This window comes from Pseudomonas uvaldensis (genome assembly GCF_021271205.1).
In the GTDB taxonomy this organism is placed as follows: Bacteria; Pseudomonadota; Gammaproteobacteria; order Pseudomonadales; family Pseudomonadaceae; genus Aquipseudomonas; species Aquipseudomonas uvaldensis.
In genome coordinates this window covers 298,017-318,637 of the sequence record NZ_JAIWKS010000006.1, presented here as the reverse complement: position 1 = coordinate 318,637, position 20,621 = coordinate 298,017, and the positions used below count along the sequence as shown (strand labels likewise).

Annotated in this window: 14 protein-coding genes and 2 pseudogenes; 9 read left to right on the top strand and 7 right to left on the bottom strand. The window is 61.0% G+C overall.

The window, feature by feature from the left end:
- Positions 1 to 193: 193 nt before the first annotated feature.
- Entirely contained in the window at positions 194 to 2,893 is a 2,700-nt protein-coding gene (locus LCU97_RS16260) for a putative bifunctional diguanylate cyclase/phosphodiesterase (protein ID WP_053147640.1), read from the top strand.
- Between the two features lie 79 nt (positions 2,894 to 2,972).
- Complete coding sequence (gene msrA / locus LCU97_RS16255) at positions 2,973 to 3,620, top strand: peptide-methionine (S)-S-oxide reductase MsrA (protein ID WP_053148168.1); 648 nt, start codon at positions 2,973 to 2,975, stop codon at positions 3,618 to 3,620.
- A gap of 149 nt (positions 3,621 to 3,769) precedes the next feature.
- On the opposite strand, the gene LCU97_RS16250 is transcribed toward msrA, so the two are convergent.
- The 3 genes from LCU97_RS16250 to LCU97_RS16240 all read right to left on the bottom strand — a co-directional run bounded on the left by LCU97_RS16250 (position 3,770) and on the right by LCU97_RS16240 (position 7,461).
- Positions 3,770 to 4,609: a 23S rRNA (adenine(2030)-N(6))-methyltransferase RlmJ gene (locus LCU97_RS16250; protein WP_232777180.1), complete on the bottom strand. Its 840-nt coding sequence runs from the start codon at positions 4,607 to 4,609 to the stop codon at positions 3,770 to 3,772.
- A 96-nt stretch (positions 4,610 to 4,705) separates the two neighbouring features.
- Complete coding sequence (locus LCU97_RS16245; protein WP_232777178.1) at positions 4,706 to 5,425, bottom strand: DUF4123 domain-containing protein; 720 nt, start codon at positions 5,423 to 5,425, stop codon at positions 4,706 to 4,708.
- An 8-nt stretch (positions 5,426 to 5,433) separates the two neighbouring features.
- Complete coding sequence (locus tag LCU97_RS16240) at positions 5,434 to 7,461, bottom strand: type VI secretion system Vgr family protein (RefSeq protein WP_232777176.1); 2,028 nt, start codon at positions 7,459 to 7,461, stop codon at positions 5,434 to 5,436.
- 271 nt (positions 7,462 to 7,732) lie between these two features.
- Between LCU97_RS16240 and LCU97_RS16235 the strand changes: the two genes are divergently transcribed.
- Positions 7,733 to 8,227 (top strand): DUF2165 family protein, encoded by a 495-nt coding sequence (locus tag LCU97_RS16235; protein WP_053147649.1) that lies wholly within the window; start codon positions 7,733 to 7,735, stop codon positions 8,225 to 8,227.
- A 95-nt stretch (positions 8,228 to 8,322) separates the two neighbouring features.
- Here LCU97_RS16235 and putP read toward each other — a convergent pair whose 3' ends face one another.
- Together putP and LCU97_RS16225 are read right to left on the bottom strand one after the other, a co-directional pair.
- The gene (gene putP / locus LCU97_RS16230; protein ID WP_053147651.1) at positions 8,323 to 9,807 is read right to left on the bottom strand and encodes a sodium/proline symporter PutP; all 1,485 of its coding nucleotides are present in this window, start codon (positions 9,805 to 9,807) and stop codon (positions 8,323 to 8,325) included.
- 174 nt (positions 9,808 to 9,981) lie between these two features.
- Positions 9,982 to 10,257 (bottom strand): hypothetical protein, encoded by a 276-nt coding sequence (locus LCU97_RS16225; RefSeq protein ID WP_232777174.1) that lies wholly within the window; start codon positions 10,255 to 10,257, stop codon positions 9,982 to 9,984.
- Between the two features lie 12 nt (positions 10,258 to 10,269).
- On the opposite strand from LCU97_RS16225, the gene putA reads away from it, so the two are divergent.
- Both putA and LCU97_RS16215 read left to right on the top strand, forming a co-directional pair.
- On the top strand, positions 10,270 to 14,223 hold the full coding sequence (gene putA / locus LCU97_RS16220; RefSeq protein WP_232777172.1) for a trifunctional transcriptional regulator/proline dehydrogenase/L-glutamate gamma-semialdehyde dehydrogenase: 3,954 nt from the start codon (positions 10,270 to 10,272) through the stop codon (positions 14,221 to 14,223).
- 273 nt (positions 14,224 to 14,496) lie between these two features.
- Positions 14,497 to 16,299 (top strand): acyl-CoA dehydrogenase, encoded by a 1,803-nt coding sequence (locus LCU97_RS16215; RefSeq protein ID WP_053147654.1) that lies wholly within the window; start codon positions 14,497 to 14,499, stop codon positions 16,297 to 16,299.
- 202 nt (positions 16,300 to 16,501) lie between these two features.
- Here LCU97_RS16215 and LCU97_RS16210 read toward each other — a convergent pair whose 3' ends face one another.
- Complete coding sequence (locus tag LCU97_RS16210; RefSeq protein ID WP_232777171.1) at positions 16,502 to 16,804, bottom strand: cell division protein ZapA; 303 nt, start codon at positions 16,802 to 16,804, stop codon at positions 16,502 to 16,504.
- Positions 16,801 to 17,031 (bottom strand): hypothetical protein, encoded by a 231-nt coding sequence (locus LCU97_RS16205; protein WP_053147657.1) that lies wholly within the window; start codon positions 17,029 to 17,031, stop codon positions 16,801 to 16,803. Before LCU97_RS16205 ends, LCU97_RS16210 begins: the two co-directional genes overlap by 4 nt.
- A 256-nt stretch (positions 17,032 to 17,287) precedes the next feature.
- Here LCU97_RS16205 and LCU97_RS26885 point away from each other — a divergent pair.
- The 4 genes and pseudogenes from LCU97_RS26885 to LCU97_RS26870 all read left to right on the top strand — a co-directional run.
- A pseudogene (locus tag LCU97_RS26885) lies at positions 17,288 to 18,010 on the top strand (MCP four helix bundle domain-containing protein); the annotation flags it as partial.
- A 30-nt stretch (positions 18,011 to 18,040) separates the two neighbouring features.
- A complete protein-coding gene (locus tag LCU97_RS26880) occupies positions 18,041 to 18,913 on the top strand; it encodes a methyl-accepting chemotaxis protein (RefSeq protein ID WP_408636406.1) in 873 nt (290 codons plus the stop codon).
- A gap of 265 nt (positions 18,914 to 19,178) precedes the next feature.
- Positions 19,179 to 19,946, top strand: a pseudogene (locus LCU97_RS26875) (PAS domain-containing protein); the annotation flags it as partial.
- Positions 19,920 to 20,534: a methyl-accepting chemotaxis protein gene (locus tag LCU97_RS26870; protein ID WP_408636405.1), complete on the top strand. Its 615-nt coding sequence runs from the start codon at positions 19,920 to 19,922 to the stop codon at positions 20,532 to 20,534. The pseudogene LCU97_RS26875 and the gene LCU97_RS26870, both read left to right, overlap by 27 nt.
- The last annotated feature ends 87 nt before the right edge of the window (positions 20,535 to 20,621 follow it).

Sequence of the window (20,621 nt, the reverse complement as noted above, 5' to 3'; positions counted from 1 at the left end):
CAAACGGTTGCTCTTGCGGCGCCCTCTGATCGACCGGAGGACTGGAGAAATCCGCCGATTGGCCGATAAGGTTTATAGCACTTGGCCTTCATCTCTCTTGTCAGCCAGTGTCGCAATGATGCAACCTTGCGGCAATCCTTGAGAACGAGGGCGTCAGCCCGGCGCGATCAGCATTTTCGAAGCGAGTTTCCCCATGAAAAGCCAACCCGATGCCGCCAGCCGTATGGCGGCCGAGGTAGTGACGCAATTACCGGTGCCCTCGCGGCTCGGTATGCTGCGTTTCGAACGGCTGAATGAAGCGAGCTGGGCGCTGCTGTTCCTCGATCCCAATTGCGAACGTTACTTCGGCGTACCGGCCGTGGAGCTTTGCTCGCTGGTCAGTTCACCCTATGCCAGCCTGATGGAGCCCGAAGCGCGCTATCAATTGCACGACGCGATCCAGCAGCAACTGGCCGAGGCCCCGCATTATCTGGTTCGCTACACGCTGCACACCGCCAAAGGCCCCATGAACCTGCTGGAGATGGGTGAAGCCTACAAGCAACACAACCGCCATCTGCTGCGTGGCTACCTGCTGGCGGTAGACAACCTGCTGCAAAGCGAGCCGTCGACTCCGGCGCCGGCCCTGGATCTGGAAACCCAGAACTCGCGCCTGCAAATCGCCCTGGAGCTGAACCAGCGCGCTCAGCAAGAACAGCTCCAGCACCTGGACCGGGTACGCGCACAGCAGGACCTGATCCTGTTGCTGACCCGCCAACGCTACAGCGCCAACAATTCCCTGCTGGAAGCCGCCGAACTCATTACTCGCAGTGCCTGCGACATTTACCAGATCGACTGCGCCAGCATCTGGAATCTGGAAGACGGCAAGCTGGTGCCCATTTCGGCCTATAACCGCGCAACCCAGGAATACTTTCGCCCGGATGTAATCGATGCCAACGAGTATCCGAATTACATGGAGGCCTTGCAGACCTGCCGCGCCATCGACGCCCACAACGCGACACGCGACCCACGCACCCGGGAAATGGCTGAAAACCTGCGCGCGCGCAACGTCAACGCCATGCTCGATGCCAGCGTGCGGATCGACGGCCAGGTGGTGGGCGTCCTGTGCCTGGAACAGGTGGGCGCCACCCGCGCCTGGCAGTCGGACGAGATAGCCTTTGCCGGCGAGCTGGCGGACCAGTTCGCCCAGGTTATCAACAACCACAACCGACGCATTGCCACCAGCGCCCTGCATCTGTTCCAGCGTGCCGTGGAACAAAGCGCCAACGCGTTTCTGCTGGTCAACTGCGACGGCGTGGTGGAATACGTTAACCCCAGCTTCACCGCCATCACCCAGTACACCACCGAAGAGGTTCACGGCCAGCGCCTGTCCGAACTGCCAGCCCTGGAAAACCTCAGCGAACTGCTGTTCGACGCGCCCTCGGCCCTGGCGCAAAGCAACAGCTGGCAAGGCGAATTCAAGAGCCGGCGCAAGAACCTGGAACCGTACTGGGGCCAATTGTCGATTTCCAAGGTGTATGGCGATAATCGCGAGCTGACCCACTACATCGGCATCTACGAAGACATTACCCAGGCCAAGCTCGCCCAGCAGCGCATCGAGCGCCTGGCCTACACCGACAACCTGACCAACCTGGGCAACCGCCCTGCGTTCATTCGCAACCTGGACGAACGCTTCGCACGGGATAGCGACTCACCCATCAGCCTGCTGCTGGTGGACATCGATAACTTCAAGCGCATCAATGACAGCCTCGGCCACCAGACCGGCGACAAATTGCTGATCAGCCTGGCACGGCGCCTGCGCAACAGCCTGAGCCCGGGCGGTAGCCTCGCGCGCTTCGCCAGCAATGAATTTGCCGTACTGCTGGACGACACCGACCTTGAGGCCGGCCAGCAAGTCGCCAGTCAACTGCTGATGACCCTCGACAAGCCGATGTTCGTCGACAACCAGCTGATCAGCGTGACCGGCTCCGTGGGCCTGGCCTGTGCGCCGCTGCACGGCCGCGACCCCCAGACCCTGATGCGCAACGCCGGGCTCGCCCTGCACAAGGCCAAGGCCAACGGCAAGCATCAGGTCCAGGTGTTCACCGAGGCACTGAATGCCGAGGCCAGCTACAAGCTGTTCGTGGAGAACAACCTGCGCCGCGCCCTGACCCAAAACGAACTGGACGTGTTCTACCAGCCCAAGCTGTGCCTGCGTAGCGGCCGCCTGCTGGGCATGGAAGCGCTGCTGCGCTGGAATCATCCGGAAAAGGGCATGATCCGCCCCGACCAGTTCATCAGCGTGGCCGAAGAAACCGGCCTGATCATCCCCATCGGCAAGTGGATCGCCCGCCAGGCTTGCCGGATGAGCAAGCAACTGACCGCCTCCGGGCTGGGCAACCTGCAAGTGGCAATCAACCTGTCGCCCAAACAGTTCTCCGACCCGGACCTGGTCGCCTCGATCGCTAGTATCCTCAAGGAAGAACAACTGCCCGCACACCTGCTGGAACTGGAGCTGACCGAAGGCCTGCTGCTGGAAGCCACCGAAGACACCCACCAGCAACTCGACCAGCTCAAGCGGCTGGGCCTGACCCTGGCCATGGATGATTTCGGCACCGGTTATTCATCCCTGAGTTACCTTAAAAAATTCCCGATCGACATCATCAAGATCGATCGCAGCTTCATCCATGAGATCCCGGACAATCAGGACGACATGGAAATCACCTCGGCCGTGATCGCCATGGCCCACAACCTGAAGCTCAAGGTCGTGGCCGAGGGCATCGAGACCGCGCAGCAATTGGCGTTCCTGCGCCGCCACCGCTGCGACGTCGGCCAAGGCTACCTGTTCGACCGGCCAATCCCCGGAGGAGAGCTGGTCGAGAAGCTCAAACGCTATCCGCGCGGCCCAATTGCCTGACAGCGATGTAACACTCGGGCACACTGACAGTCTTATTATCTAACTTCGCTCAACTCAATCTGACTGAGAGGACTGATGAATGGTCTTGCGCTCGGAAATCCTGGTGAACAAAAACGTGCTGCCTACTCAAGAACAAGCCCTGCCTGGCCGTGAAACCCCGATCAAGGTTCCGGATGAACATTTCGTCAATGGCAACCCACTGCTCGGCCCATTTCCCGGCAATGTTGAATTCGCAATCTTTGGCCTGGGCTGCTTCTGGGGCGCGGAACGGCGTTTCTGGCAACGTGAAGGGGTCTACAGCACTTCTGTGGGCTACGCCGGCGGCTTTACCCCCAACCCCACCTATGAAGAAGTCTGCTCGGGCCTGACCGGCCATAGCGAAGTGGTGCTGGTGGTCTATGAGCCGGAGAAAGTCAGCTATGAGCAACTGCTGGCGATGTTCTGGGAACTGCACAACCCGACCCAGGGCATGCGCCAGGGCAACGACATCGGCACCCAGTACCGCTCGGTGATCTACTGCACCACGCCAGAACAGCTGGCAGCGGCGAAAAAGAGCAAGGAAGTTTTCCAGGCCGAACTGACCAAGGCCGGCCTCGGGGAAATCACCACCGAAATCGACGAAGCGCCGACGTTCTACTATGCCGAGGCTTATCACCAGCAATACCTGGCGAAGAATCCGGAAGGGTATTGCGGGATTGGTGGCACGGGCGTGACCTGCCCGATCTGACTTCAAGCTTGAAGAGCTTCGCGAGCGAGCCCACTTCCACATGGGCTTTGTGTCCGACCGCATTTTTGTGATCAGCACTGGCCTATTGTGGGAGCGGGCTTGCTCGCGAAGGCGCCCCCTCGGATGCCATCATTACATCTGATTGCCATTCAGCTTTCTGCAATCAACCAATCCATCTGCCACCCACCCTGGGTCTGCCCGAGTTTCTTCGACAACCAAGGCAGCAGCTCCCGTAACTCCTCCTCAAGCCCCCACGGCGGGTTGGCAATCGCCAGGCCAGAGCCGTTCAGGCTGTTGGGCGTGGCCAACGGATGCACCAGCAACTCCACTCGCAACAGCTTCGGCGCACCGGTACCGGCCAGGTCCTGGTAGAAACGGCGCAACATTCGCTGGTCCTTCACCGGGTACCAGATCGCGGCCACCGTCTGGCGCATCCGGCCAATGGCATCCTTGAGGGAGGCGGCACAGCGCTGCATCTCGTCGAGCTTCTCGAACGGCGGATCAATCAACATCAGGCCACGTTTCTCCGCCACTGGCAGCAACGCCCGGGGCACATGCCAACCTTCACCCAGGTGCACCGCCACCCGACGGTCACCTTTCATGTTGTCCTTGAGCAGCACACCGTCCTCGGGATGCTTCTCGTTGAGCAACACCCGATCCTGCGCCCGGGTCAGGCGCCGTGCCAGCTCCGGAGACCCCGGGTAGTAGCGCAACTGCCCGTCCGGGTTCATGTCGTGCAGCACGTTCATGTAATCAGCGGTCAGTGCCGGCAAGTCGTCCTGCCCCCATAACCGTGCGATGCCCTCCAGGTATTCACCGGTCCGATTGGCCTGGTCGCCCTGCAGGTCGTACAGGCCGATGCCCGCATGGGTATCGACGTAGGCGAACGGCTGTTCCTTGCGCGACATCAGGGCGATGAGGCGGGTCAGGGTCAGGTGTTTGAACACATCGGCGTGATTGCCGGCGTGGAAGGCGTGGCGATAATTCATGGCGGCTCCTGCGAAGGGCGACGAGTTTACCTTGAAGCGCATCGGACGTCAGGGGTTCGCAGCCGAGCGGACGAGCGCCGACCGCCCCAATGACCCTCAGCCCAGCTCCTGTAACAGATAAGCGTGCAACGGCGCCTTGGGCCCATTGACCGGCTCATACTCGTCAAAAAAGTGTTCGATCTTACGGCGCAGGATCCGCTCATCGACCCGCTCGAACAGATACGGATGCTCTTCGTCGAGCCACCTGAGCAGGTTAGCCAGCAGGCAGTCTTGCGTACCCTCGGCCAACGCGTTCAACAGAACGGCAGGGACTTCCCACCAGGGGAAGGCTCGTCCCGGCTGCCGGGCATTTCCCATGATCGCCAGGGCTTGGCCGTTGATAAGGCAACGACTGACGACAGGCAATAACTGGCCGGCATCGACCTCGTCGGATTGAAGGATCGGCTGGAGAAACCGCCCATCCCAGAAGCGGAAAAACACAGGGCTGCCGCCCGGCAAAAGCACCTGGGTGAGCCCGCGCAAATGCTCGGCAAGGGTTTGCTGATCGACGGAGGACACCGCCAGCCAGCCCCAATCGAGCGAATCGGTGTTCGCCACCCAACGAAGGAACTCACCGTCCACAGGGACCACTCCCACATAAGGCATGACCGCTTCCCAGCCGGCATAGGGCGTATCGGCCCAGATCGGGCTGGGCGTGACCATCGTCGAACGCCTCCAGGCTGCCAACGACATGGCGGTGCTGGCGTTACCGAAGATCGCGAAGAGCTGCTCGGATGTTTGCAACGGATGCCGCTCAAGCCATTCGTAGGGAGACATGCGGCAGCTCATAAGCATCCCCCGGTATCGCAAATACCGCTCCTGCAACGTTCGCACTCCTCGCAGAACGGTGCCGGACCTTGCAGGCTGAGCATCTGCGCGAGGGACAACCGGGGCGCCACCGCGGCCACCAGTGTCTCGGCCTTGCCCGGCGAACCCGGCGCGGCCTTCATCACGGCCACAGGCGCCCCACCGACCTGGATCGGCACGCTGCTGAAAATCCCGCCCGCGCCGATGTTAATCCAGTGCCCGCCCGCCTGGATGGTTGCACTGGCCCCACCTTCCAGCACCACTTGCTGACCGGCGCTGACGTGGAAATGCTGGCTGGCACCGAGGGTCTGGCTGGTCACCCGGATGTGCCGGTCACCGCTGACCAGCAAGTGATCGTCGTGCCCGATTTCAACCTGGCGGCGACCACGGGCGATGTGCAGGTCATCGGCCCCGAGCTCATGCCGAGCCGTACCGGCGACGACCACACTGCGCTCATGATCGACCTGCACCCGTTGGTCATGAAGTACATGCTGGGTCCAGTTCCGTTGTGCCCGCAGATAGATTTCTTCGGCCCCCTTGCGATCCTCGATGCGCAATTCGTTGTAGCCGCCTCCGCCAGGGCTGCTCTGGCTGCGCAATATGCTGCGGGTCTTGTCCGCTGGCAGATCCAACGGCAATGGGTTGGCTCCGTTGGGCAAACAGCCGACCACCAGGGGCTTGTCCACGTCCCCGTCGATGAAGCCCACCAGCACTTCCATGCCGACCCGGGGAATCATCACACCGCCATAGCGATCATGGGCCCATCCCGAGGCCACCCGCAGCCAGCAGCTGGAATGCTCGTTCCGCTGGCCTTCGCGATCCCAAGTCATCTGCACCTTGACCCGTCCGAACTCGTCGCAATGGATCTCGCTGTCGACGGGTCCCGTCACCACCGCGGGGTGATAACCACGGGCCGAGGGTTTTTCGTAATGCAGCGAGGGGCGGAAAAATACGTCCCACGGCGTCGCAAAAAAAGTATTGCTGTAGCCCTGGAACTCATCCGCGCTATCCGTGACCGTCTCTTCCAGCACCTGCGGCTGACGGCCCCGATGAGTGAGGTGTGTCAGGAGCCATAGATCATTCCACTGCACCTGTGGATGCCCGGCGATCTGCATGAAATGTCCGCTGGCGAGGGCGCACTGATCACCGCGGCCTTCGGCCAGTCGGGAATCGGCGCCATGGCGCTCCAGTGCACGCCGGGCCAAATGCGTGCCATGCTCGCGATCAGAGAAAAGACCGGGATAGCGATACTCCTCCAGCGCCGGCTGCTGCTGGCTATCCTGGTGGGTTTGCAACAGCAGGCCGGGTTGGCGGAAATCGTAGTCGCGCAGCGTCACCGCGTTGGTGCGTGTCTCGAGCCGGACCGCCAGGCGCTTGATCGCCGCTTCCCCGGCGGCCATGCCGCTGCCCGGCAGATACAACGTCGGCTCGGGCAGGCGGGGGAAGACGGTCTGGTCATCACCAAATACCAGCAAGTGGCCGTCGGGGCTGTGCCGGAAGTGGTAATGGATCCCCACCTCGGCACACAACCGTTCGATAAAGGCCAGATCGCTTTCACCGTATTGCACGCAGTATTCACGTTCGGGGTACTCACCACCGAGGCTGAACTGGAACCCATCGCCATGGATGCCATGATCCTTCAGCACCCTGGCGATGATCGAAGGCACGCTCAGGTGCTGGAAAATCCGTTGGTTGATGCGATGGCGCAGGTAAGCCAGGCGTGGCACCAGGCTGATCTGGTAACGAGTCAGGCGCTTCCCCGGATCGCCTTGGGCCACGCTGTAAACCTGGCCATGAATCCCGCGCCCCAAGTGGTCGAACCCCAAGTAAGCCTGGCGATGCAACAATGCCTCCAACGCCAGATCCCCTCGCTCGCTCACCAGCTCTACATCGAAGCAATAGGGTTGACTGATGCCCTCCTCGCCCGTGAACTCAAGCACCTTGAACTCATTCGGTCCGTCGTCGAGCGTCAGCGTGAAACGCGGTTGGTTGGCAGACGCGAACATCCGATGTCTCTCTGCAAAAATGTAGGTGGACGATTCTGCATGAGTCACATGGAGAGCGGGCTGGAGGTCAGGAAAAACAGAATTGCCTTACATCTGGGGAGATAAAAGCCGCAGCATGTGCTGCATTTTCCGATAGACATCCTTTGCGTAGCAGCCTACGGAACCCGTCGTACGATTGAATCAGCGGCGTCTTACAACCTGACGAGCCTCGGGACTGCAACACGGCGTGATAACGTTCCCTTCGTCGCAAAAAAAGCAAAGGACGCACCGCATGACGACTCGCTACGCAAAAATCGCAATGACCCTGGCACTCGCCACATTCGCTTTCCTGACCGTGTTCAACAACATCACCGACTACCGCTCCAACTTCAATTTCGTCCAGCACGTGCTGAGCATGGACACCACTTTCCCGGACAACGCCGCCCGCTATCGGGCTATCGTCCAGCCATGGCTGTGGCATGGCGCCTACTGGCTGATCATCCTCGGCGAAGCGTTCACTGCCGGGCTGCTCGGCTACGGGGCACTGAAACTGTGGCAGGCGCGCAAGGCCGAGGGCGCGATATTCACACGGGCCAAACGTTGGAGCATCGCCGGCCTGACGACGGGATTCCTCGTCTGGTTCTTTGGCTTCATGGTGGTCGGAGGGGAATGGTTTCTGATGTGGCAATCCGAAATCTGGAATGGCCAGGACGCTGCGTTCAGGTTCTACATGGCGCTGCTGGGTGTACTGATCTTCCTCAACCAGCCCGACGCCACGGTGGACTGACCGCGCAAATGAAAACGGCCCACCTCCACTGGAGCCGGGCCGTTTTTTTCATCCAACCTTCGAGCGAGCCGTCCAGGCCTCGCCGAAAGCCTTGTTTAGTTGTTCAGGCGGAAATCTTTCTCGGCCGCTTCGAAGCGCTGCACCATACCGGCGGTAGGCGAGCCCATCTTGCTGACGAAGTAGATGGCCAGGCTGGCGAAGATAAAGCCCGGGATGATTTCATACAGGCCCAGCAATTCGAAGTGCTTCCAGACGATCACGGTGAGTGCACCCACCAGGATACCGGCCAGTGCACCGTTACGGGTCATGCCTTTCCAGATGACGGAGATCAGGACAACCGGACCGAAGGCAGCACCGAAACCGGCCCAGGCATAGCTCACCAGGCCCAGAACGCGGTTTTCCGGGTTGGCGGCCATGGCGATGGCGATCAAAGCCACCAGCAACACCATGGCACGGCCGACCCAGACCAGTTCCAGCTGCGAAGCATTCTTGCGCAGGAAGGTCTTGTAGAAGTCTTCGGTCAGGGCGCTGGAGCACACCAGCAACTGGCAGCTCAGGGTACTCATCACCGCCGCCAGGATGGCCGACAGCAGGACACCGGCAAGCCATGGGTTGAACAGCAGTTTGGCCAGCTCGATGAATACGCGCTCAGGGTTTTCGGTCACGGGACCGGCCACCTCGGGATGCGCCGAGAAGTAGGCAATGCCAAAGAAGCCCACGGCCACGGTGCCGCCCAGGCACAGGATCATCCAGGTCATGGAGATACGACGGGCATTGGCGATCGACTTGACCGAATCCGCCGCCATGAAACGCGCCAGGATATGAGGCTGGCCGAAATAGCCCAGACCCCAGCCCATCAGCGAGATGATACCGATGAAGGTGGTGTTCTTCAGCATGTCGAAGGACGAAGGATCTTTCGCTTCGATGGCCAGGAACGTGGTGTCCACGCCGCCGGTGGCCAGCAGCACGATGATCGGCGTCAGGATCAGGGCGAAGATCATCAGGGTGGCTTGTACGGTGTCGGTCCAGCTCACGGCCAGGAAACCACCCACGAAGGTGTAGGCGATGGTCGCCGCGGCACCGGCCCACAGCGCTGTCTCGTAGGACATGCCGAAAGTGCTTTCGAACAGACGGGCACCGGCCACGATGCCGGAGGCGCAATAGATGGTGAAGAACACCAGGATCACCACCGCGGAGATGATACGCAGCACACCGCTCTTGTCTTCGAAACGGCTGGAGAAGTAGTCCGGCAGGGTCAGTGCATCGCCGTTATGCTCGGTCTGGACCCGCAGGCGACCAGCCACGAACAGCCAGTTCAGGTAGGCACCGACGATCAGGCCGATGGCGATCCAGCTTTCCGACAGGCCGGACATGTAGATGGCACCAGGCAGGCCCATCAGCAGCCAGCCGCTCATGTCGGAGGCACCGGCGGACAATGCGGTCACGACGCTGCCCAGGCTGCGGCCGCCCAGGATGTAATCGGAAAGGTTGTTGGTGGATCGATAAGCCATCAGGCCGATCAGGACCATGGCTGCGATATAGATCACGAAGGTGATCAGGGTGGGATTGCTTACACTCATGAGTTACGCCCTGGCTTTGTTTTTATGTAGCGGTGGCAGTTGAAAGCGCCGACAACACAGATGTTGTAGCGACGATTAGCAGACCCGCGAATTTATGACTGATGTTTCCCCAGGAAAGCCATCAGCCGATGCCCCTCGGCTCGAAACCGGTTGCACCTTGGCCGCGAATGCTATTCAACAAATCAAATAAGGTGCAACCTGTTTCGCTCGAATAAGTTGCACCTGATCGGTTTTTCCATCCGAACCGTGTTTTTTGCTCCCTTTTTGTGCAGTGGAGACAGTCGCGCTATAAGCCAATGCACTAAGCCGGTGCAGCGCAACGAGATCAGCGCTCACTTCCTGATGAGCAGCCTGATGTTTCGTCAAAAAAAGGGTTGCACCCGGTTGCACCTCATGCAGCTCGGGGCTAATCTTGCCGCCAGCTGATGCCACGCGATACGTGGTAAACATGAGGATAAAAATATGGCTACCACCACTCTTGGGGTCAAACTCGATGACCTGACCCGCGAACGCCTCAAAGCGGCCGCTACCTCGATTGATCGCACGCCGCACTGGCTGATCAAGCAGGCAATTTTCAATTACCTGGAAAAACTCGAGGGTGGTGCAACCCTGACCGAGCTGAACGGTTCGACCCGCGTCGACAATGACGAGGCTGGCGATGTCCAGCCTGACCATGCTCACCAATGTTTCCTGGAGTTTGCCGAAAGCATCCTGCCGCAATCGGTGCTGCGTGCCTCCATCACTGCCGCTTACCGACGACCGGAACCCGAAGTGGTACCGATGTTGATCGAACAGGCTCGCCTGCCGGCGGAGATGGCCGAAGCCACTAACAAGCTGGCCGCTTCGATCGCAGAAAAACTGCGTAACCAGAAGAGTGCCGGTGGTCGCGCCGGTATCGTCCAGGGCCTGCTGCAGGAATTCTCCCTGTCGTCCCAGGAAGGCGTGGCGTTGATGTGCCTGGCCGAAGCGCTGCTGCGCATCCCGGACAAAGGTACCCGTGATGCACTGATCCGCGACAAGATCAGCACCGGTAATTGGCAGCCACACCTGGGCAACAGCCCGTCGCTGTTCGTCAACGCCGCGACCTGGGGCCTGCTGCTGACCGGCAAGCTGGTCGCTACCCATAATGAAGCAGGCCTGACCTCCTCCCTGAGCCGCATCATCGGCAAGAGCGGCGAACCGATGATCCGCAAGGGCGTCGACATGGCCATGCGCCTGATGGGCGAGCAGTTCGTCACCGGCGAGACCATCGCCGAAGCCCTGGCCAACGCGAGCAAATTCGAAGCCAAGGGTTTCCGCTACTCCTACGACATGCTGGGTGAAGCCGCACTCACCGAGCACGACGCTCAGAAGTACCTGGCCTCGTATGAACAAGCCATCCACTCGATCGGCAAAGCCTCCCACGGTCGTGGGATTTATGAAGGCCCTGGCATTTCCATCAAGCTTTCGGCCCTGCACCCGCGTTACAGCCGCGCCCAGTACGAGCGCGTCATGGATGAGCTGTACCCACGCCTGCTGTCGCTGACCCTGCTGGCCAAGCAATACGACATCGGCCTGAACATCGACGCCGAAGAAGCCGACCGCCTCGAACTGTCCCTGGATCTGTTGGAGCGCCTGTGCTTCGAGCCGCAACTGACCGGCTGGAACGGCATCGGTTTCGTGATCCAGGCCTACCAGAAGCGCTGCCCGTATGTGATCGACTACGTCATCGACCTGGCGCGCCGCAGTCGCCATCGCCTGATGATCCGCCTGGTAAAAGGCGCGTACTGGGACAGCGAGATCAAACGCGCCCAGGTCGAAGGCCTGGAAGGCTATCCGGTCTACACCCGCAAGGTGTACACCGACGTGTCCTACATCGCCTGCGCCCGCAAGCTTCTGTCGGTACCAGAAGCCATCTACCCGCAGTTCGCCACGCACAACGCCCATACGCTGTCGGCTATTTATCACATCGCCGGTCAGAACTATTACCCGGGCCAGTACGAATTCCAGTGCCTGCATGGCATGGGTGAGCCGCTGTACGAACAGGTTGTAGGCAAGGTTTCCGAAGGCAAGCTGAACCGTCCGTGCCGCGTGTACGCTCCAGTCGGCACCCATGAAACACTGTTGGCTTACCTGGTGCGTCGCCTGCTGGAAAACGGCGCGAACACCTCCTTCGTCAACCGCATTGCCGACCAGTCGATTTCCATTCAGGAACTGGTGGCCGACCCGGTCGCCAGCATTGAGCAGATGGCGACTCTGGAAGGTGGTTTCGGCCTGCCGCATCCGCGCATTCCCCTGCCACGCGACCTGTACGGCAGCGAGCGCGCCAACTCCAGCGGCATCGACATGGCGAACGAACATCGCCTGGCCTCGTTGTCCTGCGCCCTGCTGGCGACCGCCCATAACGACTGGAAAGCCGCGCCGATGCTCGGTTGCGCCGCCAGTGAAGAAACACCGACCCCGGTCCTGAACCCAGCCGATCACCGCGACGTGGTCGGCCATGTGCAGGAAGCCACGGTGGCTGATGTCGACAATGCCATTCAGTGCGCGCTCAACGCCGCGCCGATCTGGCAGGCCACGCCACCGGCCGAGCGCGCCGCGATCCTGGAGCGCGCCGCCGATCTGATGGAAGGCGAGATCCAGCCATTGATGGGCCTGCTGGCCCGTGAAGCCGGCAAGACCTTCGCCAACGCCATTGCCGAAGTTCGCGAAGCCGTGGATTTCCTGCGCTACTACGCGGTGCAGGCACGCAATGACTTCACCAACGATGCCCACCGCCCATTGGGCCCGGTGGTCTGCATCAGCCCGTGGAACTTCCCCCTGGCCATTTTCAGTGGCCAGGTAGCCGCTGCCCTGGCCGCCGGTAACCCGGTATTGGCCAAGCCAGCCGAACAGACGCCATTGGTGGCCGCCCAGGCCGTGCGCCTGCTGCTCGAAGCCGGTATCCCGGAAGGTGTGCTGCAACTGCTGCCGGGCCGTGGCGAAACCGTCGGCGCCCGCCTGGTGGGTGACGAGCGGGTCAAGGGGGTGATGTTCACCGGTTCCACAGAAGTCGCTCGCCTGCTGCAACGCAACATTGCCGGTCGCCTGGACAGCCAGGGTCGTCCGATCCCGCTGATCGCTGAAACCGGCGGCCAGAACGCCATGATCGTCGACTCCTCGGCCCTGACCGAACAAGTGGTCATCGACGTGGTGTCGTCGGCCTTCGACAGCGCAGGCCAGCGCTGCTCGGCCCTGCGCGTGCTGTGCTTGCAGGAAGACTCCGCTGACCGCGTCATCGAAATGCTCAAGGGCGCCATGGCCGAATCGCGCCTGGGTAACCCGGAGCGCCTGTCGGTGGACATTGGCCCGGTGATCGACGCCGAAGCCAAGGCCGGCATCGAGAAACATATCCAGGCCATGCGCGACAAAGGTCGCACCGTTTACCAGATGGCAATTGCCGACAGTGAAGAGTGCAAGCGCGGCACGTTCGTGATGCCGACCCTGATCGAGCTGGAAAGCTTCGATGAGCTGCAGCGCGAGATCTTCGGCCCAGTGCTGCACGTGGTGCGCTACAAGCGCAAGGAGCTGGATCAGTTGATCAACCAGATCAACGCCTCCGGCTATGGCCTGACCCTGGGCGTGCATACCCGTATCGATGAAACCATCGCCAAGGTGATCGATAACGTCCATGCCGGCAACGTCTACGTGAACCGCAACATCGTGGGTGCCGTGGTTGGCGTGCAACCGTTCGGTGGCGAAGGTTTGTCGGGCACCGGGCCCAAGGCCGGTGGTCCGCTGTACCTGTACCGCCTGCTGTCGACTCGTCCTACCGATGCGATCCAGCAATCCTTCGTTCGCGCCGATGCCGTCAGCGCGCCGGACCTGCGCCTGCGCGAGGCCATGAGCAAACCGCTGACCGCCCTGCAAGCCTGGGCCGACAGCCAGAAGCTCGCCGAACTGAGCGCCCTGTGCGTGCAGTTCGCAGCCCAATCGCAAAGCGGTATCACCCGCCAGCTGACCGGCCCGACCGGTGAACGCAACAGCTACGCCATTCTGCCGCGCGAACATGTGCTGTGCCTGGCCGAGGTGGAAGGTGACCTGCTGACGCAACTGGCGGCCGTACTGGCCGTGGGCGGCTCGGTCGTGTGGCCGGAAACCGATACCACCAAGGCACTGTTCGCACGCTTGCCCAAGGATATTCAGGCACGTGTCCAACGCGTTTCCGATTGGACCAAGGATGACGTGGTGTTCGACGCTGTCCTGCATCACGGCGACTCGGACCAGTTGCGCAGCGTCTGCCAACAAGTGGCCAAGCGTGCCGGCGCCATCGTCGGGGTCCACGGCTTGTCCCAGGGCGAAACCGGCATTGCGCTGGAGCGCCTGGTGATCGAGCGGGCGTTGAGCGTCAACACCGCGGCGGCGGGTGGTAATGCCAGCTTGATGACGATCGGTTAAACCACTGCAAGCCAGGCATCCGCAAAGGGTGCCTGGCAATCGAATCCCCCTTGTAGGGAGGACTCTGTGGGAGCAAAGCTTGCTCGCGATCCAGGCACTGCAGTACTCAAGAGGACTGCGGCGCTTTCATCGCGGGCAAGCCTTGCTCCCACAAGGCTCGCTCCCACATTGGATTAGTGTCACCCTCACCGCTGCATCACTGTCGTCAATCATCCTGTTCAACCTCTATTCCCCCGCCTAGACTCGGCCCATTCCAAAGAAAGGTAGGCCGCCATGTCCGAGACGCTGCTCAGTTCCCGCAACCTGGCTTTCGAGCTGTATGAAGTCCTCGACGCCGAGGGTCTGACCCAGCGCGAGCGGTTCGCCGAGCACACCCGCGAAACCTTCGACGCGGCCATTGGTACGGCCCGCAACATCGCCGAGAAATATTTCGCGCCGCACAACCGCAAGAACGATGAGAACGAGCCGCGCTACGAAGACGGTCAGGCCATCCTGATTCCGGAAGTGAAACCCGCGGTGGACGCCTTCCTGGAGGCAGGCTTCCTCAACGCTGCGCGCAGTTTCGAGGCAGGCGGCATGCAATTGCCGACGCTGCTGTCCCAGGCCTGCTTCGCGCATTTCCAATCGGCCAATGCCGCATCGACGTCTTATCCGTTCCTGACCATGGGCGCGGCGAACCTGATCGAAAGCTTCGGCGACGAGGCGCAGAAGCGCCGCTTCCTGCAACCGATGATCGACGGTCGCTTCTTCGGCACCATGGCTCTGACCGAACCCCACGCGGGCTCTTCACTGTCGGATATCCGCACCCGTGCCGAACCCGCACCCGACGGCACTTATCGACTCAAGGGCAACAAGATTTTCATCTCCGGCGGTGATCATCCGCTGTCGGAAAACATCGTGCACATGGTCCTGGCGAAACTGCCGGACGCGCCGCCCGGCGTTAAAGGGATTTCGCTGTTTATCGTGCCCAAGTTCCTGGTCAACGACGACGGTAGCCTCGGCAAGCGTAACGACGTGCTGCTGGCCGGGTTGTTCCACAAGATGGGCTGGCGCGGCACCACCTCCACAGCACTGAACTTCGGCGACAATGGCGACTGTGTCGGTTACCTCGTGGGGAAACCGCACCATGGCCTGAGCTACATGTTCCAGATGATGAACGAGGCACGGATCGGCGTCGGCATGGGCGCGGTAATGCTGGGGTACGCCGGCTACCTGTATTCACTGGAATACGCTCGCGAGCGTCCCCAGGGTCGGTTGCCCGACAGCAAGGACCCGACCACCGCCCCCGTGGCGATCATCCAGCACGCCGACGTGCGCCGCATGCTGCTGACCCAGAAAGCCTATGTGGAAGGCGCGTTCGACCTGGGCCTGTACGCGGCGCGACTGTTCGACGACACCACCACACTCGAGAGCGATGCCGAACGCCGGCGTGCCCATGAACTGTTGGACTTGCTGACTCCAATCGTCAAATCCTGGCCCTCGGAGTTTTGCCTGAAGGCCAACGAGCTGGCGATCCAGATTCTCGGCGGTCATGGCTACACCCGCGAATACCCGGTAGAGCAGTATTACCGCGACAATCGCCTGAACCCTATTCACGAGGGCACCCATGGTATCCAGTCCCTGGACCTTCTGGGGCGCAAGCTGGCGCAGAATGGCGGCGCCGGGCTCAAGCAACTGATCCGCCTGGTAGCCGACACCACCGAACGCGCCCAGGCATACGATACACTGACGCCACTGCGCCAGCCGCTGGAAACCCTGGTGGCGAACCTGCAAACGGTCACCCTTGGCCTGCTGACGGACCTGGCTCAAGGCAAGGTCAACAGCAGCCTCGCCAACTCGGCGCTGTACCTCAAGGTATTCGGCCACATGGTGATCGGCTGGCGCTGGCTGGAACAAGCCATTCGTGCCGTAGAAGGGCTGGCCAGGGGCAACGCCGCGGACAGCGACTTCTATAAAGGCAAGCTGCAAGCGGCGCGGTACTTCCTGACCTGGGAAGTTCCCGGTTGCCACCATGAGCTGGCATTGCTCGAGGCGCGGGACGATACGTGCCTGGGGATGCGGGATGAGTGGTTCTGATCCGGCTTTTGCAACGGACTCAAATCGCTATCGCGAGCAGGCTCGCTCCCATAGTAGTTCTGCTGTAAACACTGATTGAGCGGCCATCCAAATCCACTGTAGGAGCGGGCTTGCTCGCGAAAGCGGTGTGTCAGCTACATATGTGCCTGCTGACACACCGCCTTCGCGAGCAAGACCGCTCCCACAGTCATTCTCGATCCATTCAGGCCTGCTGGATCGTCTTGGCAATGACATCCACCGTGGCGCTGACCTGCTCCTGGTAACGGTCGAGCTCGGCCTCATGCTGCTTCTGCATTTCAATCTGCTGCGAACACAGGTTCATGGCCGTCAACACCAACAGCCGATCGCCGATCAGTGTCGGGTATTTGCGCTTGGTATCGGCCAGGGCCGTCTTGAGCATCGCTGCGGCGTCCAGCAGAGCCTGCTCCTGCCCGGCCGGGGCCTTGATCGAATAGTCCTCTCCCAGGATAGAGATGACAGTCACCCCATTGACACCCTGCTTCATGCGCTGACAGGGCCGGTGCTGGCGCGCTCGATCAGCGCCTGGATACGGGCGGCGGTGGCACCGTGCAGCTCTTCCTGTTCCATCAGGCTCAGTTGCAGGCTCTCGTTTTCGTCCTTGGCCCTGGCAAGCTCCGCGCTCAGGGTTTCATTCAGGCCGGCGAGATGACGGTTCTGTTGCACCAGGTCGTTGACCAGTTGCTCCAGCTGGCTGAGGGATGTTTCCAACATATTGATTTCCAGGCTTTTTCAGGGGGCGCGTACGATAAAGAAAAGTGACCGCCAATGCCACGGTCCAGCGGCGGCGGTACTTCGCTGGCGAGTCGTAAAGACTGTGAACGAGGAGTCTGGTTCCTACCCTTCGTCGCTTTGCCGGGATGCTCTGCGACAAAAGGCCCCACCCCACTCAAGACTTCATTCGTATGTCCGATAAGTCTGTACATACCCGCCACAGCTCCGCACGGACGCGCTTTTCCCGGTACTTCCCATGTCTCTACGTAATATGAATATCGCGCCACGGGCGTTCCTGGGGTTTGCCCTGATCGGCGCCCTGATGCTGGCCCTCGGGGTATTTGCCCTGAGCCAGATGAGCAAGATCCGCACCTCCGGCGAGAATATCGTCGAGAACAGCGTGCCCAGCATCAAGGCCCTCAACGAGTTCACCCAGCTCTCGCTGCGCCTGCGAGTGCTGTCCTATCGCTTGTTGGTCAACCGTGAAGCGGACATCCAACAGAAAACCTATGAGCTGTTCGATCAGCGCAACCAACAGTTGCACACTGCCCAGGCCGCGTATGAAAAACTCATCAGCGCTGCGGATGAACGCGCCGCCTATGACCAATTGGTACAACTGCTGGGCCAGTACCGTCAGCTTGAAGATCGGATGAAAACCCTGTCGCGCAACAACCAGATCGATGACTTGCGCGCCTTGCTCAACACCGAACTGCTGAGTAATTCCGATGCCGTCAACGCGGCCATCGGCCGCTTGGTGGAAATCAACAACCTGCAAGCCGAATCCCTGAACCAAGGCGCAACGCAGCAATATTCGATGGCATTCAACTGGGTCGTCACGCTGCTGGTTATCGCCACCGGCCTGACCCTGTTGTTCGCCTGGCTGCTGACCAACAGCATTACTCGCCCGATCGCCAATGCCCTGGACGCCGCCGAAGAAATCGCCAAGGGCAACCTGACCCGGCCGATCACTGTCGATGGCAGCGACGAAGCCGGTCGCCTGCTGCGGGCGATGTCGACCATGCAGGAAAAACTGCGGGACACCTTGCAGCGTATTTCCGGCTCGGCCACGCAACTGGCCTCCGCCGCGGAAGAACTCAACAGCGTCACCGACGAAAGCGCTCGGGGCCTGACCCAGCAGAACAACGAAATCGAACAGGCCGCTACGGCGGTGAACGAAATGACCAGCGCCGTGGAAGAAGTGGCGCGCAACGCGGTCAGCACCTCCGAAGCCTCGAGAAATGCCACCACCTCCGCCGGCGACGGTCGGGATCTGGTGCAGGAAACGGTTGGCGCCATCGAACGCATGAGCGCCGACGTGCAGAGCACCGCCACACTGATCGGCAACCTGGCCGACGAGTCCCGTGACATCGGCAAGGTTCTGGACGTGATTCGTGGCCTGGCGGACCAGACCAACCTGCTGGCCCTGAACGCAGCCATCGAGGCGGCACGGGCCGGTGAGGCCGGTCGTGGTTTCGCCGTGGTAGCGGACGAGGTCCGTGCCCTGGCCCATCGCACCCAGCAGTCGACCAGCGAAATCGAACGCATGATCGGCAGCATCCAGAGCGGCACCGAGCAGGCTGTGGACTCGATGCGCAACAGCACCGAACGTGCCGAGTCGACTCTGAATATTGCACGTGGCGCCGGCATGTCCCTGGACACGATCAACACAGCCATCGTCGAGATCAACGAGCGCAACCTGGTGATCGCCAGCGCTGCCGAAGAACAGGCCCAAGTGGCCCGGGAAGTCGACCGCAACCTGGTGAACATCCGCGACCTGTCGGTGCAATCGGCCACCGGCGCCAATCAGACCAGCGCTGCCAGCGCCGAACTGTCGCGCCTGGCGGTGGACCTGAACAGCATGGTAGGGCGCTTCAGCCTCTGACCTTTGAGCATTCCCACGTCTGACGTGGGCATGCCTCGCCTCGCTCCGCGGCTGTCTTCCAGCCCGCGGAGCGTTCCTGGCGGCGCTCCCGCACCCAGCCTGGGAACACCTTCGTTTGTTTGCCAGGGTCCCCTATAGAACCTGATCACTGTATTCGGCATTTTTTGACGCCGAAACATGATTACGCCTGCCCCTTCAGTTCCGCCATCGGCATGTCGATAGCGAGATATGGTCCGGTCATCTCCGGGTTCGCCGAGGGTACGTCATGTTTAATACAACTCTAAAAAGTGAACTGACGGCTAGGACAGCCGAATTAACGACATACAAGGGACTGGTAGGCGCCTTGGAACGGTCGATGGCCGTGGTCGAGTTCAGTCCCGACGGCAAAGTGCTCCGTGCGAACGACAATTTCCTGAAAACCATGGGCTACCGCGCAGAACAGTTGGCCAGCCTGTCACACCGCGATTTCTGCAGCCCTGCTCTGGCAGGCAGCGCCGAGTACCGCGAATTCTGGAACCAGTTGCGCGCCGGTCAGTTCGTTTCCGGGACTTTCCAACGGCGCAGCGGGCGCGGCCAGATGGTATGGCTGGAAGCCAGCTATAACCCCGTGGTCGATGAGCACAATCGCGTGGTGAAAGTGGTCAAGTACGCCCTGGACGTCACTGCCAAGGTCGCCAACGAGGCGGAAATCCGAGGCAAGCTGGCAGCCCTCGACCGCGCCATGGCGGTGATCGAATTCGACCTCAGCGGCCACATCCTGACCGCAAACGACAACTTCCTGAAGACCATGAACTACTCCCTGGCCGAACTCCAGGGCAAACATCACCGGATGTTCTGTGAGCCAAACCTGGTGAACAGTCAGGAATACAGTGATTTCTGGCGGCGCTTGAATGCGGGTGAATTCTTCAGCGGTCAATACAAGCGTCTAGGCAAGCACGGCAAGGTCGTCTGGCTCGAAGCCAGCTACAACCCGGTCTACGATGCCGAAGGCAAGTTATGCAAGGTCGTGAAGTTCGCCAGCGACATCACCGAACGAGTCGAAAAGTTCGAGGAAGACTCTCGCGGCGCCTCACGCGCCTACCACATCTCCGCCGAGACCGAGCGGGTGGCCGAACAGGGCGCCGAGGTTATCCACCAGACAGCCAAGGAAATGCGTCAGATCGCCGACAATATCGGCGCGTCCGCGCGTCTTGTCGGACAACTGGGATCGCGCTCGGAGGAGATCACCGCCATCGTCAACACCATCCGCGGCATCGCCGACCAGACCAACCTGTTGGCCCTCAATGCAGCCATCGAAGCGGCGCGGGCCGGTGACCAGGGCCGGGGCTTCGCGGTGGTCGCCGATGAAGTCCGCCAGTTGGCAGGGCGTACAAGCCGCTCGACAGCGGAGATTGCCGAGATGATCGGCATGATCCTTTCCGAAACCCGCGAAGCCGTCACCAGCATGAACGTCACCCACGAAGGCGCCCTGCGCGGTGTGACCCTGGCGGACCAGGCCGGATCGGTCATCGTACAGATCCGCACCGGGACGACAGACGCACTCGAAGCCGTGAGCATGTTTGCATCCAAGCTCGACGAGTCCGAGGTCATTCCGAAAACGGCAGTTGGCTGGGTTGGCTGAGAAGGAGCGTTCGGCTCCTTGGCTCTCGATGGCCGGGATCCACGCGGTCTGGCTCTGTTCCCTTATACAGAATCAGACGCGGGGATC